Genomic DNA, 14,786 nt, shown 5'->3' with positions numbered 1-14,786 from the left:
GGGGCGCTGAGGGCTAGAGCTCGAGTTCGCCGGGGTCTGCGTCGAGGCCCCCCTCGAAGCCACCGCTGCCGAGCATGGCCGACTCCAGCTCCATGCGCTGCTCCATCTGGCGCAGGAAGTTACCGGTCATCATGGCCGAGGCCAGCAGGCCCGCGAGGTTGTCGCGGCTGGCCTGGATCTTCACCTCGAACTGCTCACCGGGAAGCATGCCCAGCAGGCCCTGGACGTTGTGGCGGATGATGTCCTGGATGTCGCCGGTGGCCGAGCGCGCCACCCTCTGGAGCACATCCGGGGACTGTTCCTGCAGGTACTGAATCAGCGAATTGTCGCTGATCGCCTCGTTGTCGGCGGTCAGGAACTCCGGGTTGAACATGTGCCCTCCGGTGTGCGCTGTAACACGACGTGCACCCTAACGCAGTCTTTCAAGCGGCTTCCCCAGCGTCGGGAGTGGAGAACCCAACCGGACCGAACCGGGCCAGGGGCCAGTAGCGCCAGATGGCGGTGCCGATCAGGTCGCTCTCCGGCAGGGGGCCCCAGAGGTGGGAATCCAGGCTGGCATTGCGGTTGTCCCCCAGCACCAGCACCTGCCCAGGCGGAACCACGAAGGGCTCCAGGGCGTAGTCCATCGGCTCCCGGGCCCAGTCCGGCTCGGCGGGGAGGCCGTTGCGCCAGAGGCGGCCTCCCTTGACCTCCACCCGATCGCCGGCCACCGCCACCACCCGCTTGATCAGGGCCGCGCCGGGGTCGTAGCCCGCCTGCTGCAGGGCGGCCGGCGGATGGAAGACGACGATGCGGCCCGTCCGCACCCCCGACCCGAAGCGGGGGCTCAGCTTCTCCACCAGGACCCGGTCCTGGAGCTGCAGGGTGGGCAGCATCGAGCCCGACGGGATCCAGCGGGGCTCCACCACCGTCCAGCGCAGCAGCAGGGCCACCAGCACCCACAGCAGCAGCCGGAACAGCTGCTGCAGCAGGCCCCTTGCCGCACCCTGGGGGGCGGAAGGCGGCGTGGGCGGGGCGATGGCGGGGCCGCTGCCCATGGGGAAACCGTCCGTGAGGATGATTCCCCCATCCTGAACACCGGAGCGTCCCCCTTGGCCGGGTCCGCCACATCACTGGCCAATGTGCAGGCGGCTGTGGCGCTCCTCAACGCGCTGCGCCGGGGCGGCCTGGCCCACGGGGTGCTCTGCCCCGGCAGCCGTTCGGCCCCCCTGGCGGTGGCGGCCGCCCTGCTGGAGCCCGGGGGCCTGCAACTGCACACCGCCATCGACGAGCGTTCCGCCGCCTTCTTCGCCCTCGGCCTGGGCAGGGCCAGCGGCCAGCCAGCGGCCGTGATCACGACCTCGGGCAGCGCCGTGGCCAACCTGCTGCCCGCCGCCGTGGAGGCCGACTTCGGCTCGATCCCCCTGCTGCTGCTCACGGCCGACCGACCGGCGCGGCTCAAGGGCTGCGGCGCCAACCAGAGCGTCAACCAGGAGGTGTTCCTGGTGGGCAGCTGCCGCTGGCTGGGCGAGGGCGACCCGGAGGGGCTGGCCGCCATGGCCCCCGCGGAACTGGACGCCCTGGCCCGCCAGGCCTTGGCCGCCGCCCGGGGCGATGGGGCCGGCCGCTGCGCCGGCCCGGTGCACCTCAACCTGCCCTTCGACGAACCCCTGCATGCGGACGGCACGGATCTGACCCGGCTGGCCGCCGCACTGGCCGAAGCGCTGCCGCCGCCCCCGTCGGCTGGCCCCGCAGCCACCACGACCCCCCCGGCGCCCGCCGTGCCCCAGGCCTCTCCCGACACCGGCCTGGACCCGGACCGCCCCGGTGTCGTGGTGGCCGGCCCCTGGCGCGGGGCCCAGGCGGCCTGGCCGGCCCACGTGGAAGCCCTGCGGCGCTGGCAGCGGCGCAGCGGCTGGCCGGTGCTGGCCGATGCCCTCTCGGGCCTGCGGGGCCTGCCGGATCTGGAGACGGTGACGGCCTACGACCTGATCCTCTCGGAGGGCGCCGGCGGCGACGGGGCGACGGCGGCCGGTGAGCTGCAGGTGCTGCGCCTGGGCCCCCTGCCGGCCAGCCGGCGTCTGCAGCGCTGGCTGGCGGCCCAGGGGGGCTCCCAGGTGCTGGTGAGTGAAGGGGACGGGCGCCGGCTCGATCCCCTCGGGTCGGTGCGGGGTCAGGCGAGCGCCGGGCTGGCGGCCTGGCTGGCGGGGCAGACGCCGCCGACCGGGGCGGGCGATCCAGCAGAAGCATCACTGGCGCTGGCGGGCCGCTGGCGGCGGTCGGAGGCGGCGGTGCAGGCCCTGCTGGAGCGCGAGCTGGCCGGGGAGCAGGGGGAGCCGGCCCTGGCCAGGCGGCTGAGTCGGCTGCTGCCGGAGGGCCTGCCCGTGCTGCTGGCCAACAGCAGTCCGGTGCGGGACTGGGAGAGCTTCGCCGACCCGGCCGCCCTGCCCCGGCCGATGCATGGCTTCCGGGGGGCCTCCGGCATCGACGGCACCCTCTCGAGCGCCTGCGGCCTGGCCGAAGCCCTCGGCGCCCTGGTGCTGGTAAGCGGCGATCTGGCCCTGCTGCACGATGCCAACGGCTGGCTGTGGCGCCCGCAGCTGCGGGGGCGGCTCACCATCGTGCTGATCGACAACGGCGGCGGCGGCATCTTCGAGCAGCTGCCCATCCGCACCCAGCCGGCGGCGGCGATGGATTTCGAGCGCCTGTTCGCCATGCCCCAGCCGGTGGACCCGTTGGCGCTGGCGGCGGTGCACGGGGTCCCCGGCCGGCGGCTGGAGTGCCTGGATGCCCTGGAGGAGGCGCTGGCCTGGGCCCTGGCCCAGCCGCTGGCCCTGCTGGTGCTGACCACCGACCGACGCCGGGATGCGGCCCTGCGGCAGCGGCTGCGCACAATGGCCGCAGATCTGGCCGACCCCCTGGCCACCGGGCCGATCCCCTCCCCATGACCCCCGTTCCCCCCGCCCCGCCGCACTGGACCAGCGCAGGCACCTACAGCGACATCCGCTTCGAGACCAGCGGCGATGGGATCGCCCGGATCAGCATCAACCGGCCCGAGAAGCGCAACGCCTTCCGGCCGCTCACGGTGCAGGAGCTCTGCGATGCCTTCAACCGGGTGCGGGACGACCCCTCCATCGGTGTGGTGCTGTTCACCGGCGAGGGGCCGGCCGCCGACGGCGTCTGGGCCTTCTGCGCCGGCGGTGACCAGAGCGTGCGCGGCGACGGCGGCTATCTCGACGATTCGGGCCTGCCGCGGCTCAATGTGCTCGATCTGCAGCGGATCATCCGCAGCCTGCCCAAGGTGGTGATCGCCCTGGTGGCGGGTTACGCCATCGGCGGCGGCCAGGTGCTGCACCTGCTCTGCGACCTGAGCCTGGCGGCCGAGAACGCCGTCTTCGGCCAGACCGGGCCGCGGGTGGGAAGTTTCGACGGTGGCTTCGGCGCCGGCTACCTGGCCCGGGTGGTGGGCCAGCGCAAGGCCCGGGAGATCTGGTTCCTCTGCCGCCGCTACGACGCCCACGAGGCCCTGGCCATGGGGCTGGTGAACGCGGTGGTGCCCCTGGAGGAGCTGGAGCGCCAGGGGGTGGCCTGGGCGCGGGAGGTGCTGCAGCACAGCCCCACGGCGATCCGCTGCCTGAAGGCCGCCTTCAACGCCGAGACCGACGGGCTGGCGGGCATCCAGGAGCTGGCGGGCCAGGCCACCCACCTCTTCTATCGGACCAGCGAAGGCCAGGAGGGGCGCAATGCCTTCCTGGAGAAACGGGACCCGGACTTTTCCGAGGCGCCCTGGCTGCCCTGAGGGCCCTGGCTGCCCTGATGGGGCCCCGGTCCATACTGCCTTCCCTGGCAGCGACGACCGGTGTCCTCCTATCCGATCCCGGACAACGAAGCCGAACGGCAGGCGGCGCTGGACGACCAGTACATCCTCGATACGGAACCCGGGGAGGATTTCAACCGCATCACCCGCCTGGCCAGCCAGATGCTGGGGGTTCCGATCGCCCTGATCTCCCTGGTGGATCGCCAGCGGCAGTGGTTTCTCTCCCGGGTGGGCCTGGAGCCGAGTGAAACGCCGCGGGAGCTGGCCTTCTGTGCGCACACCATCTGCTCCGATGACGTCATGGTCGTCAGTGATGCGACCGCCGATGACCGCTTCAGGGACAATCCCCTCGTGACGGGGGACCCCCATATCCGCTTCTATGCGGGCGTCCCGCTGCAGACCCGCTCCGGCTTCAATGTGGGGACCCTGTGCGTGATCAGCCCCCAACCGAGGCAGCTTGCCGGCACGGAGCAACAGCTGCTGCAGGATCTGGCCGGCATGGTGACGCAGTATCTGGAATCGCGGCGCAACAGCTATCTCTGTCCGCTTACGGGGCTCCAGAACCGACGCCCCTTCCAGGAGGCGGGGCAGAGGGAGTGCCAGCGGGCTCGCCAGAGCGGCGATGCGCTCACCCTGCTGATCTTCGGACTCGATGATTTCCCTGGCTTCTGCGCCCGGTTCGGAGCTCCGCAGGGGGATCGGCTGCTCCAGGAGATGGCCGCCCGGCTGCTGAACCAGGTGGGGGAGAGCGCCCTTCTGGGCCGGGTGACCGCCGACGAATTCGCCATGCTGCGCCCAGGCCTCGACGGCCAGGAGGGGGTGGCCCTGGCGGAGCAGATCCGGGCCGCCCTGGCCCTCGATGGCTGGCTGGTGGAGGGCGTCCGCCATCCGCTGGCCATCAGCTGCGGTGTCGCCTCGCTGGGCGATGACGACAGCGGCTTCAAGGACCTGTTCCGGCGGGCCGAGGCGGCCCTGAGCCAGGCCAGGTTGTCGGGAACGACGCCGGCCTAGGGCGGGCCTCCCCGATCAGCGGGCCTGGACGGCCGCATAGGCCCGTGAGAGGGCGCCCTGCAGCGTTTCCACCCGGATCGGCTTGCCGATGAAGTCATCCATGCCACTGGCCAGCGCCTGGGCGCGGTCGCTCTCGCGGATGTTGGCGGTGACCGCCACGATCCAGGGACGGGCCCCACGGTCGCCCTGCTCCCGGATCCGTCGCGTGGCGTCGAATCCATCGAGTTTCGGCATTCGCAGATCCATCAGGATGATGTCCGGGTCGAGGCTGCGCTGCTGCTCCAGGGCCTCCTCCCCATCGCAGGCCACACTGACGCCGTAGCCGAGCCGTTGCAGCATCAGCTCGCAGACGCGGGCGTTGACGCGATTGTCCTCGGCCAGGAGGATCCGCAGCGGATGGCTGTCGGCGAAGCTCGCCTCTGCCGGCTCCGGCTCCGCGGGAACCGTCACCGGCAGGCTGACCGTGAACAGGCAACCCTGGCCCGGTTCGCTCTCCACCTCAATCACGCCCCCCATGGCGACCACCAGGTGGTGGCAGATGGCCAGGCCCAGGCCGGTGCCGCCATGGGGACGGGTGCTGGAGCCATCCGCCTGGGTGAAGGGCTGGAAGAGCGTCTCCCGGGAGGAGGGGCTGATCCCCGGCCCGGTATCCCGGACACGGAAGAGAACGGGCCGCCGGCCATCGGGCTGGAGGTCCTCCACGCCGACGGCCACGGCCACCTGGCCGTGCACCGTGAACCTGACCGCATTGCCCACCAGATTCACGAGGATCTGCCGCAGGTGCAGGGGATCGGAGGTCACGACATCGGGAACGTCGGCATCGAAGCTGAGCGTGATGGCCAGCCCCTTCGACTGGGCCTGCTGGCGGAACAGGTGCACGACCTCCTCCACCAGGGAGCGGAGCCGGCAAGGGGCTGCATCGATCACCAGCGCACCACTGTCGATAGCGGAGAAATCGAGCAGCTGGTTGAGCAGGAGCAGCAGCGACTCGCCGGAGTTGCGAACCGTCTGCAGGCACTCTTTCTGGTGGGGTGTGAGGCCGGTGCTCAGCAGGATGTCGGTGAGTCCGATCACACCATTGAGCGGCGTGCGCAGCTCGTGGCCCATGGTGGCCAGGAAGGTGCTCTTGGCCAGGTTGGCCTGCTCCGATTCCTGGGCCGCACGGCGGGCCAGATCGCGGGCCTCCAGGCTCACCTCCAGGGCCCGCTCCGAGGAGCGCAGCGAACGCCAGTGAAGCAAACCCGCCAGGGCGGACAGGAGGGCACTGCCGGTGAGCGAAAGGGCCAGGCTGAGGCGCAGGGGGAACAGCTGCTGGTTGAGGGTGGCCATCGACAGATCGACACCCACCAGACCCACTGTCCTGCCGGCCCCGTCACGGAAGGGAGCGAAGCTGCTCAGGAACGTGCCCCACTGATCGGTGTAGGGAACGGCACTCACCTTGGCCTTGCCGTAGCGGGCGGCCGCACGGGCGGCCGGGGGAGCATCGCCGTACCGCTCTCCGATCACCAGGGGGCTCACATCGTCCCCCTGATTCTTGATGTAGAAGGTGCTGTCGAGAACGAAGCGGAGATCCTGTGGTTGCCCCCTGAGGGTGTAGGCGTAAAAGACATCCGGCACCGACCGCCTGAGGCGGAGCAGGGGCCCGGTGGCCTGGCGATAGGCAGCGCTGCCGATCTGATCCGGGCGGGTGATCCGCTCATGCAGATCGCCATCCATCTCCGACGCCGTGACCACGGCCAGATCCCGTAATCGCTCCTGAATGTTCGCCTGGAGGCTGCCTTCGGCGGCCCGGTAGGTGACGACCAGGGCCGTGCTGGAGATGGCCATGATTCCCAGGCTCAGCAGGCAGGAATCACGTACCATTCGGCGCCTTGGCGCGGGAATGCCCTCCGGTAGCGTCACGCCCAAGGCCTCCACACTCTCCACCCTACGGCTTCGCAACCCGGCGCCACGCCTGGAAGCGATCCAGGGCGGCACAGAGATCGACGAAACGCAGGGGCTTGGAGAGGAAGTCGTTCATTCCGGCGGCTTCACACTCCTGCCGATGGGAGCTGAAGGAATAGGCCGTCAAGGCGATGATGTACACATCCGCATAACCCTCGCTACGTAGTTGTCGGGCCGCTGAGATGCCGTCCAGACGGGGCATCTCCACATCCATGACCAGCAGATCGAAGGGCTCACTTCGGAGGCACTGGAGTGTGGCCTCGCCATCGCCCACCAGCTGGGCCGACAGATTCAGCCGGGCCAGCATCAACTCCAGCACGCGCTGGTTGACGCGGTTGTCATCAGCCACCAGGATCCTCAGCCCAGGATCAAAACCCTGAGGAGAGCCGCTCTGGACAGGCTTCTGCTGGCTCTTTGAGGCCACCGCGAAGGGCAGGCGAACGGAAAAACAGCTGCCCTTGCCGAGGCTGGATTCCACCGAGATCTCACCGCCCATCAGTTGGCAGAGCCGGGAACAGATGGCCAGGCCGAGCCCGGCACTCTGGCGGGTCTGCTCCGGATCGGCGTGCCCGACGAACTCCTCGAAGATGAACGGCAGGGCGGCGGCGGAAATGCCGATGCCGGTGTCGGAGACACGCAACAACAGGCCGACCGCATCCGCCGCCGTCCGGGTCGCCTCGACGAAAAGCCGGATCTCCCCATGGTTGGTGTATTTGCAGGCATTTCCCAGCAGGTTGAAGAGGATCTGACGCAGCTTGAGATCATCACCGATCAACCATTGAGGCACTTCCGTCGACAGGCTGAGCCGCAGATCAAGCTGCCGAATGGAAGCCTGATGCTGAAAAAGGTTCAGCACGTCATCGAGCAGATGATGGAGATCAAAGGTTCTGGGGTTCAACGCCAGACGACCGGTCTCGATCTGGGAGATATCGAGAATGTCGTTGACCAGATTCAACAGATAGTCGCCGCTCTCATGGATGGTCTGGATCATCTCCCTGTGGCGTCCCTCCATCGGGCTGGCCAGCAGCAGGTCGCTCATCCCGATCACGGCGTTGAGCGGGGTACGGATCTCATGGCTCATCGTGGCCAGAAACCGTGTCTTCGACTGACTGGCCGCGAGGGCTTCATCCCGGGCCTGGCGCAGCTCAAGGGTTCGCTGGGCCACCTGCTGCTCCAGCTGATCGCGCGCGTCAATCAGCCTGTCCTGGGCCTGGACGATCGCACTCTGATCCCGGAACGTGAAGACAAGCGAGGGCTTGCTCGGGACGTTGACGGTGGCCCACGACACCTCGATGACCCGCCTGGGTGGGGCGCTGGTGAGCTCCCAGGTGGTGGTGCCCTCGGGAGCCTGCGTCCAGAAGGGCTGGCCGGCCTGGGGCTCGGCCGTGGCCTGGGGTTGGCTGTCGGGAAGGATCCCGCTCAGGGAGCGGCCCAGGCACTGCAGGCGTGGGAGACCCACGAAGCGATCGAAGGAGGCATTGGTCCACTCGACGATTCCATCGAGATCGGTGAAGGCGAGAGCTTCTTCGACCGCCCCGAGAGCCGCCTCCAGCCGGCCGAGGGTGGTGCGCAATTGGGCGACGAGCTCCAGATCGGCCATCCCGGACTCAGCTCAGCGGGCGCAGGGTCGCCGCAAAGACCCAGCCATCCCCGCGCCGTTCGGCGACGATGAAGTGCTCTGAATTGATGGCGCGCTGGTCCTTGCAGATCGTCATCAACTCCAGGGGATGGTTGAGGATCTGGGATTCACCAACGATCTGAAAGCGTGAGAATCCCAGGTGGTGGGCGTCGCGGAAAGAGTCGGGAAGAATCATGGAGAGGGACTGTCCCTCCAGATCCTGCAAGGTCCATCCATAGGTGGATTCAAACAGGTCGTTGATCTCCACGATGCACCCGTCACGGTCGGCGGCAACGAAGGGCAGGGACTTCTGGCGGAGCTCTTCAATCGTGACCATGGCCAGCGCCGCACACATCACCGGGTGATTCACAAACCTTAGCGCCGCATCCCGGAAGCCGCTCCGGCTCGATCAGGACCTGGACATGGCCACCCCCAGGCTGGACAAACCAGGAAGCCAGCCAGCCGCAACACGCCCCGGGCCGGGCCGTCCGATGACGGAAGCCCCAATCCTGCGGGAATGGTAAGATCAACGAGATTCGAGATTCCATGTGTGGATGATCTCTCCATCCTGAACCCTTCAGGTTTGCTTGATGCCCAGAGTGGCGCCGAACTGCGATCATCCATCGGCTCTCTTCTGAACGAAACGACAGGAGACATCCTGATTGACTTTCAGGGCATCGACTTCATGGACAGCAGTGGCTTCGGAGCCCTGGTTTCTGTGCTCAAACGGGTCAGGGAGCACGGAAAGCAGCTGTATCTGTGCAGTCTCACCAGCCAGGTGCGGATCGTTCTGGAGCTCACCGGCACCGAGAAGGTCTTCACCATCTTCCCGGATCGGGAGGCCTGCGTCTCGGCCCTGTCACAGAAGCCGATCGCCTGACGTTCTCAGGAAAGAATCGCTCGGATCGCCGAATAATCATCGGTGAACGGGGCGTTGGCCGTGATGTCGTGGATCTGGGAGAGCAACCGCTCGAGCCCATCGTCGTCCGACAGCAGCCCCCGGCACTGCTCCGCCAGCTGCATGAATTCCGCCAACGTACCCATCACCCCATCGGGCCGGGGGACTTCGTAGAGCCCATCGCTGTAGACGAGCAGACAGCCCCCATCTCCAACCTCCAGACTCTCGTTGGCATAGGTGGACTCCTCGAAGAGACCCACCGCCATGCCCTGGCCCCTGAGCCACAGGCTGGGAAAAGCGCCAGTGCGGCTCCAGAGCAGGGCAGGGGGGTGACCGGCGCTGGCGTAGCTCAGGGTCCTGCTGGAGAGCTGATACACCCCGTACCAGATGGTGAGGTAGCGGCCCTGATGGCGCTCCATCTGGAAACCGCTGTTGAGGGACTGCAGCACCGCGGCCGGATCCCGCAGATCGACGGGCAGCGAACGCGAGCGCAGCTGGTTGTGGACGGAAATGGAGGGGAACGCCGCCGCCAGCCCGTGGCCGGAGGCATCGGCGAGATACAGGACGAAATGATCCGCATCCAGCCAGAAGAAGTCGAAGGAATCCCCACCCAGCTCATGGGAGGGCTCGAAGCGTGCCTCCACGCGGACGGCACCGGTCATGGCCTCGGGGAACAACGAGCGCACGTAACTGGCCGCCTCTTCCAGCTCCTGATCGAGCCGGGCCTTCTGCTGCCGCAGCTCCTCGGCCAGATCCTTGAGGCGTTCGTTGGCCTGGTGCAGGCGGATGCCGGAACGGACCCGAGCCAGCAGCTCCTCGGGGTCCACCGGCTTGCTGAGGAAGTCATCGGCGCCGCAGTCAAGCCCGAGGACGCGGTCCTCCACCCGGGAACGGGAGGTGAGCAGGATGAAATGGGCCGACTGCAGGGAAGGGTCGGCCTTGCAGGCCCGGCAGACCTCCAGGCCATCCATGCCGTCCATCAGCCAGTCGCAGAGGATCAGCGTAGGCGGACAGAGGCGTGCCTGCTCGAGGGCGGCTTCGCCGGAGTCCACCATCACGACCCGGTAGCCCTTGGCGCTCAGCCGGGCCTGGAGCAGGCGGGAATGGATGCGATCGTCATCGACGAGCAGGATCGTGGTGGAGGCGCCGCTGCTGTCCATCGGGGGAGGATCAGGGGGCCGTGGGGCGTCGCTGCCGCAACGCCTCGGTGACCCGGCCAGCCTCGACGAGCAGCTGGTCGATTCTGAGCTGGGGCCACGCCTCCGGATCGGAACGCAGGGACTCCTCGACCGCTCCGCACAGGCCGGCCAGGCCCAGCGCGCCAAGGCTGGCACTGGGGGAGCGCAGGGAGTGGGCGGCAGCGATCATGGCCGGAGGGTCATGGTACTGGTGGGCCATCACGACGGCCGACACCAGGCTTGTCGCGTCTTCGAGATACAGATCGATGAGTTCCTGGAGCAGCGGCTCGGCCCCATCACCGAGTGACTGCTCAAGCTCCCCCCAGGCGCCGGCGTCGATCGGGTCATCCCCGGCCACCCCTGGCGGGGCTTCAGGTTGGTCGGGGGGGGTGTAGTGCTCCAAGGCGTAGGTGAGCTGGGCTGGCACGATCGGCTTGGCCAGGAAGTCGTCCATGCCGGCCTCGAAGCAGGCCTGACGATCCTCCGGACGGCCATGGGCTGTCATCGCGATGATCCAGGGTTGCACAAACGGAGCCGGCAGCCGCCGGATGGCCCTGGTGGTGGCATAGCCGTCCAGCTCCGGCATCTGCACATCCATGAAGACGACGTCAAAGGGGGTTGCCTGCAGGGCCGCGAGGGCCTCCGGGCCGGAAGCCACGGCATCGGCCCGGTAACCAAGGCGCTGCAGTAACAGCAGGGCCAGCTGCCGGTTCACGGGGACGTCATCGACGACGAGCAACCGCAGCGGCAGCCGATCGGCGAGCCGATGGGGGCCACCTTCCGGGGCGGGTTGGTGGGATGGCGTTGGGGGAACGGACAGCCGCCGCTCCGCTGGGCTCTGCAGTTGCTGCAGCAGGGCCCGGCGAAGCTGGCCGAGTCGCACGGGCTTGGTGAGCAGCACGGGCGGGGTCACTGGGAGAGACGCCAGCTCCGTGACCTTGCACCGGTCGGCCAGGACGATCCAGGGACGCATCCGCAGCAGGGGATCCTGCAGGAAGGACGGAGGCGATGGGTCCCCGTCGCAGGCGAGCAGACGCCCATCGATCACCACGGCAGCATGGCCGGCATCAGCGATCACGGCGGGGGCGACCCGCATGGGGATCTGACAGAGATCGGGAGCGATCACCGACAGGCCCATCCAGCCCAGCTGCTTCTGGAGAAGGGCACGGAGGGCGGGATTGGCGATCAGCAGCAGAACCGAAGCCGCGTGCGGGGCTGGAATCGGCAGGAGCTCCGGGGTGATGCTCGCTGTGGAGGTCGGGTCGAGCGTCAACAGCACGGTGAAGGTGAACACACTGCCGACCCCTTCCTCGCTGGCCAGGCCGATCGCTCCCCCCATCAACTCGCACAGACGGCGGGTGATCGCCAGCCCAAGGCCCGTGCCGCCGTAGCGCCGGGCCGTGGAGGGATCGGCCTGGCGAAAGGGTTCGAACAACTGGGGAATAAGGTCGGGCGACACGCCGATGCCGGTGTCACGGATCTGACAGGTGAACAGGCAGGGGGTTGGCTCGCCGGCCACAGCCGCCTGGGGCTCCGCCGTCAGGGTGACGACGATCTCACCCTGGGAGGTGAATTTGACGGCATTGCTCAGGAGATTCCAGAGGATCTGGCGGAGGCGGGTGAGATCACCGATGACGGCCGTGGGCAAGCTGGGGTCGATGTCCAGGATCAGTTCCACCTCCCTGTCCTGCAGACGCGACACACTCAGGTCCAGGGCCTCTTCGATGCAGATGCGCAGGTCGAAGCGCTGCTCATCCAGCTGCATGGCACCGGATTCGATCTTCGAGAAATCAAGGATGTCGTTGATGATCGTGAGCAGGGAATCGGTGCTGCTGTTGATGATCTCGACATATTCCCGATCCACGGCGTCAAGCTGCGAGTCCTGAAGCAGCCCTGCCATGCCGATGATGGCGTTCATCGGCGTTCTGATCTCATGGCTCATCGTGGCCAGGAACGTGTCCTTGGCGGCATTGGCGGCTTCAGCGGCCTGCCGGGCGGCTTCCAGCTCCGTATTGAGGGCTGAGAGGCGCTGTGTTGACTCCCGCAACTCCGCCCGCTGCGTCGTCAGAATGTCGTTGAGCTGCTGGCTTTCCGTGAGCGCCACATTCCTGGCCTGGAGCAGGAACAGGAAGTCAACCAGGGAATCATGCAGGGGAAAATCATTGATCTTCAGCCCGAGGGACTTCAAGTCCTCCAGTTGCAGCAAGCAGGGGGTACCGACGAACAGCAGCTGCTCCGTCTGATCAAGACAACAGATCTGGCCCTTCAGCTGCAACGGAATCCGGTCGGACTTGAGGATCACATGCCGATCGGTACACTCACTCAGACTGGGGAAATCCATCGGCACATCCGGCCTCATCAGCTGGAAGTGATCGTCGAGGGACTGCCCCAACAGATCCGGTTCAGGAAGGATGCGACGAAGGACGGAGCCAGCCGAACGGATGGTCAGGGCACGGTCAACGACGAGATGAAAGGGGAACAGGGGATCAAACAGATGGTCTGGCAACGGCACGGACGTCACCATCAGAAACGACACGTCGTCATTCGTGCCTCATGCCGCCTTCGGGAAGCACAGGGTCTGTTGGCGAAGCAAGGCGAACCTGGAAGAGGTCTGTGGCATCACCCTGGTCACGGGAGGCGATCTGGTCGACCGCCAGAGGTGTGCGGAAACGCTTGCCGAGGCCATGCAGCAGGCCAGTCACCATGGGGGCCAGGCCTCTCCGCTTGGAGCGGTACTCCAGTTGCATGGATGCGTCGGCGTGGTGCTCGCAACGGAAGGAGGGCGGTTGCAGCTCAGGGAAGGCCAGGGCGGCCCGGGCGTGGAGATTGTCGAGGTGATCCAGGAATTCCGGCAGGGTTTCACCCGTGCTCTCTAGAAGCTGCTCATAACCTTCCGTGGCGGTGTAGGTGATCCAGTACTCACCAAATGCCTGCATGATCTGATCACCCGAGAGGCCAAGTTCCTCGGTGGCCGCCGCCACCAGTCGATGGGTCACGTCGTCGGGATAGGCCTGGTAGGTGGAGAAGAAATCCAGATCCAGGAGATCAGCCGGCTCCTTGATGCGCTGCCAGATGTCCTCCCCATGGTGGGTGGTGACCATCTGCTGGATGGCCCGGTTGACCAGCCCGTACATCGTTGAACAGCCAGATGAAGTGAATCTAGCCCGGTGGGGCTGGCGGTATCCCTTCAGGTGTTGCCAGGTAACTGATCAAGGCACCACTGGAAATCGCGGCGAACCTGCTCGCGGACAGGCTCGTGGGCGAACAGGCGCCCACGGGTGGCAAGGATGGCCGGCAAGGTCGACGGGGGATCGAGGCTGGCCAGGTCACAACCAGGCAGATCAAGCCGCCGGCAGAGGTCCCTGCCCTTGTTGGAGTAGTGGAGATGGTACGGAACCCGTCCAGCAGCCAGTGACAGAACCGCGGTGTGAAAGCGCACGGCGATCACGATGTCCACCAGGGAAAACAGGGCCATGGCAAGCTGCCAACTCGGCACTTCCGGCTGTTCGACAAACGGATTGAGGACGGCTGTGCCGGGGGCTCGGGCCTGGATGGCGGCGGCCACCTCAAGGTCATTGTCAGAGCCGTAGGCACCGGATTGGATCAGGATGACGGGCCTGAGTCCAGCAGCGTAGAGTTCAACACTGAGCTGGGCCATCCTGGCGACGAAAGCATCATTGTCGTGGCCGTACATGCTGTCAAAACCACGCACAGAGAGCACGGCGGCCTGGGCAGGATCAATCGCCAGACGTTCAAGAGATTGCCGCGCCGCTGTCTCCGCAAGGGGAGAACTCTCCAGGACGAAGGCGATGTCGAAAGACAACCTGGCGGGCACCCCAGCAGCACAGAGCCGCTGGTGACTTTCCGCATCCCTCACACAGACAGCCGCCAGACGCTTGAAGTAGCGCTGCAGCAGGAAGAAGCTGAGGCCGTGGCAGGAGCGAGGAATCGACTGGCCGAACAGAAACGTGTGCCGGGCGCTATGCCTCAGTTCGGCGAGGTTCATGAGGAACGCCTTGGTGACGAACCATTCACGAGAATTGTTGAAGATATCGCCGCCAACGCTGATGTAGGCCTCACAATTCCTGGGCCGCTCAGGCAGGAAAGTGACGCCCAGGGTGGGATCAGGCCGCTCATCCTGAACGCAGCCCACCAGATCCACACCGGGCAGGAGCTTTCGAAACGCGCTGTAGATGGCTGCATCCCCCAGATTCAGGGTGCTGTAGGCGTTGATCAGGCCAATGCGCACGGGAGATTACAGAAGAAAGAGACAGTTCTGGTAACGCTGCGTGAACGGCTGGCGCGTTGTGCATGCTTCCAGAGCGCTTCCAGATGGCTTCC

General features: G+C 66.9%; 13 protein-coding genes and 1 pseudogene. 4 read left to right on the top strand and 10 right to left on the bottom strand.

What is annotated here, in order from left to right; translation table 11 throughout:
* Window positions 1–13 precede the first annotated feature (13 nt).
* Together H6G99_RS00475 and lepB are read right to left on the bottom strand one after the other, a co-directional pair.
* The gene (locus H6G99_RS00475; protein WP_190609289.1) at window positions 14–373 is read right to left on the bottom strand and encodes a DUF760 domain-containing protein; all 360 of its coding nucleotides are present in this window, start codon (window positions 371–373) and stop codon (window positions 14–16) included.
* A gap of 49 nt (window positions 374–422) precedes the next feature.
* Window positions 423–1,037 carry a signal peptidase I gene (gene lepB, locus H6G99_RS00470; RefSeq protein ID WP_233133975.1) on the bottom strand — a complete coding sequence of 205 codons (615 nt, stop codon included), beginning with the start codon at window positions 1,035–1,037 and terminating at the stop codon, window positions 423–425.
* A 54-nt stretch (window positions 1,038–1,091) separates the two neighbouring features.
* Here lepB and menD point away from each other — a divergent pair, with 54 nt between their 5' ends.
* The 3 genes from menD to H6G99_RS00455 are packed head-to-tail and all read left to right on the top strand — an operon-like array spanning window position 1,092 to window position 4,807.
* A complete protein-coding gene (gene menD / locus H6G99_RS00465; protein ID WP_190609288.1) occupies window positions 1,092–2,927 on the top strand; it encodes a 2-succinyl-5-enolpyruvyl-6-hydroxy-3-cyclohexene-1-carboxylic-acid synthase in 1,836 nt (611 codons plus the stop codon).
* On the top strand, window positions 2,924–3,778 hold the full coding sequence (gene menB / locus H6G99_RS00460) for a 1,4-dihydroxy-2-naphthoyl-CoA synthase (RefSeq protein ID WP_094585939.1): 855 nt from the start codon (window positions 2,924–2,926) through the stop codon (window positions 3,776–3,778). Before menD ends, menB begins: the two co-directional genes overlap by 4 nt.
* Before the next feature lie 60 nt (window positions 3,779–3,838).
* Window positions 3,839–4,807 (top strand): sensor domain-containing diguanylate cyclase, encoded by a 969-nt coding sequence (locus H6G99_RS00455; protein ID WP_094585940.1) that lies wholly within the window; start codon window positions 3,839–3,841, stop codon window positions 4,805–4,807.
* Between the two features lie 15 nt (window positions 4,808–4,822).
* Here the strand turns inward: H6G99_RS00455 and H6G99_RS00450 are convergent, their stop codons facing one another.
* The 4 genes and pseudogenes from H6G99_RS00450 to H6G99_RS00440 form a co-directional block, all read right to left on the bottom strand.
* The gene (locus H6G99_RS00450; RefSeq protein ID WP_190609287.1) at window positions 4,823–6,634 is read right to left on the bottom strand and encodes an ATP-binding protein; all 1,812 of its coding nucleotides are present in this window, start codon (window positions 6,632–6,634) and stop codon (window positions 4,823–4,825) included.
* A gap of 100 nt (window positions 6,635–6,734) precedes the next feature.
* On the bottom strand, window positions 6,735–8,039 hold the full coding sequence (locus H6G99_RS00445; protein ID WP_190609286.1) for an ATP-binding protein: 1,305 nt from the start codon (window positions 8,037–8,039) through the stop codon (window positions 6,735–6,737).
* A 36-nt stretch (window positions 8,040–8,075) separates the two neighbouring features.
* A pseudogene (locus H6G99_RS16505) lies at window positions 8,076–8,351 on the bottom strand (PAS domain-containing protein); the annotation flags it as partial.
* 7 nt (window positions 8,352–8,358) lie between these two features.
* Window positions 8,359–8,739 (bottom strand): PAS domain S-box protein, encoded by a 381-nt coding sequence (locus tag H6G99_RS00440; protein ID WP_502707651.1) that lies wholly within the window; start codon window positions 8,737–8,739, stop codon window positions 8,359–8,361.
* Between the two features lie 147 nt (window positions 8,740–8,886).
* Between H6G99_RS00440 and H6G99_RS00435 the strand changes: the two genes are divergently transcribed.
* A complete protein-coding gene (locus H6G99_RS00435; protein ID WP_190609285.1) occupies window positions 8,887–9,249 on the top strand; it encodes an STAS domain-containing protein in 363 nt (120 codons plus the stop codon).
* Window positions 9,250–9,254: 5 nt separating this feature from the next.
* Here the strand turns inward: H6G99_RS00435 and H6G99_RS00430 are convergent, their stop codons facing one another.
* Genes H6G99_RS00430 through H6G99_RS00415 form a run of 4 tightly spaced genes read right to left on the bottom strand, consistent with a single transcriptional unit; the run spans window position 9,255 to window position 14,694 of the window.
* Window positions 9,255–10,427, bottom strand: coding sequence for a PP2C family protein-serine/threonine phosphatase (locus H6G99_RS00430; RefSeq protein WP_190609284.1), 1,173 nt, complete (start codon window positions 10,425–10,427; stop codon window positions 9,255–9,257).
* 10 nt (window positions 10,428–10,437) lie between these two features.
* Window positions 10,438–12,969, bottom strand: coding sequence for an ATP-binding protein (locus tag H6G99_RS00425; protein WP_190609283.1), 2,532 nt, complete (start codon window positions 12,967–12,969; stop codon window positions 10,438–10,440).
* Window positions 12,970–12,985: 16 nt separating this feature from the next.
* Window positions 12,986–13,579 (bottom strand): heme NO-binding domain-containing protein, encoded by a 594-nt coding sequence (locus H6G99_RS00420; protein ID WP_190609282.1) that lies wholly within the window; start codon window positions 13,577–13,579, stop codon window positions 12,986–12,988.
* 53 nt (window positions 13,580–13,632) lie between these two features.
* Window positions 13,633–14,694 (bottom strand): polysaccharide pyruvyl transferase family protein, encoded by a 1,062-nt coding sequence (locus H6G99_RS00415; RefSeq protein WP_233133977.1) that lies wholly within the window; start codon window positions 14,692–14,694, stop codon window positions 13,633–13,635.
* Window positions 14,695–14,786 lie beyond the last annotated feature (92 nt).

Source organism: Synechococcus sp. FACHB-909, assembly GCF_014698945.1.
GTDB lineage: Bacteria > Cyanobacteriota > Cyanobacteriia > PCC-6307 > Cyanobiaceae > Cyanobium.
The sequence above is the reverse complement of the archived record's forward strand: the minus strand, read 5'-3'. Positions and strand labels throughout refer to the sequence as shown.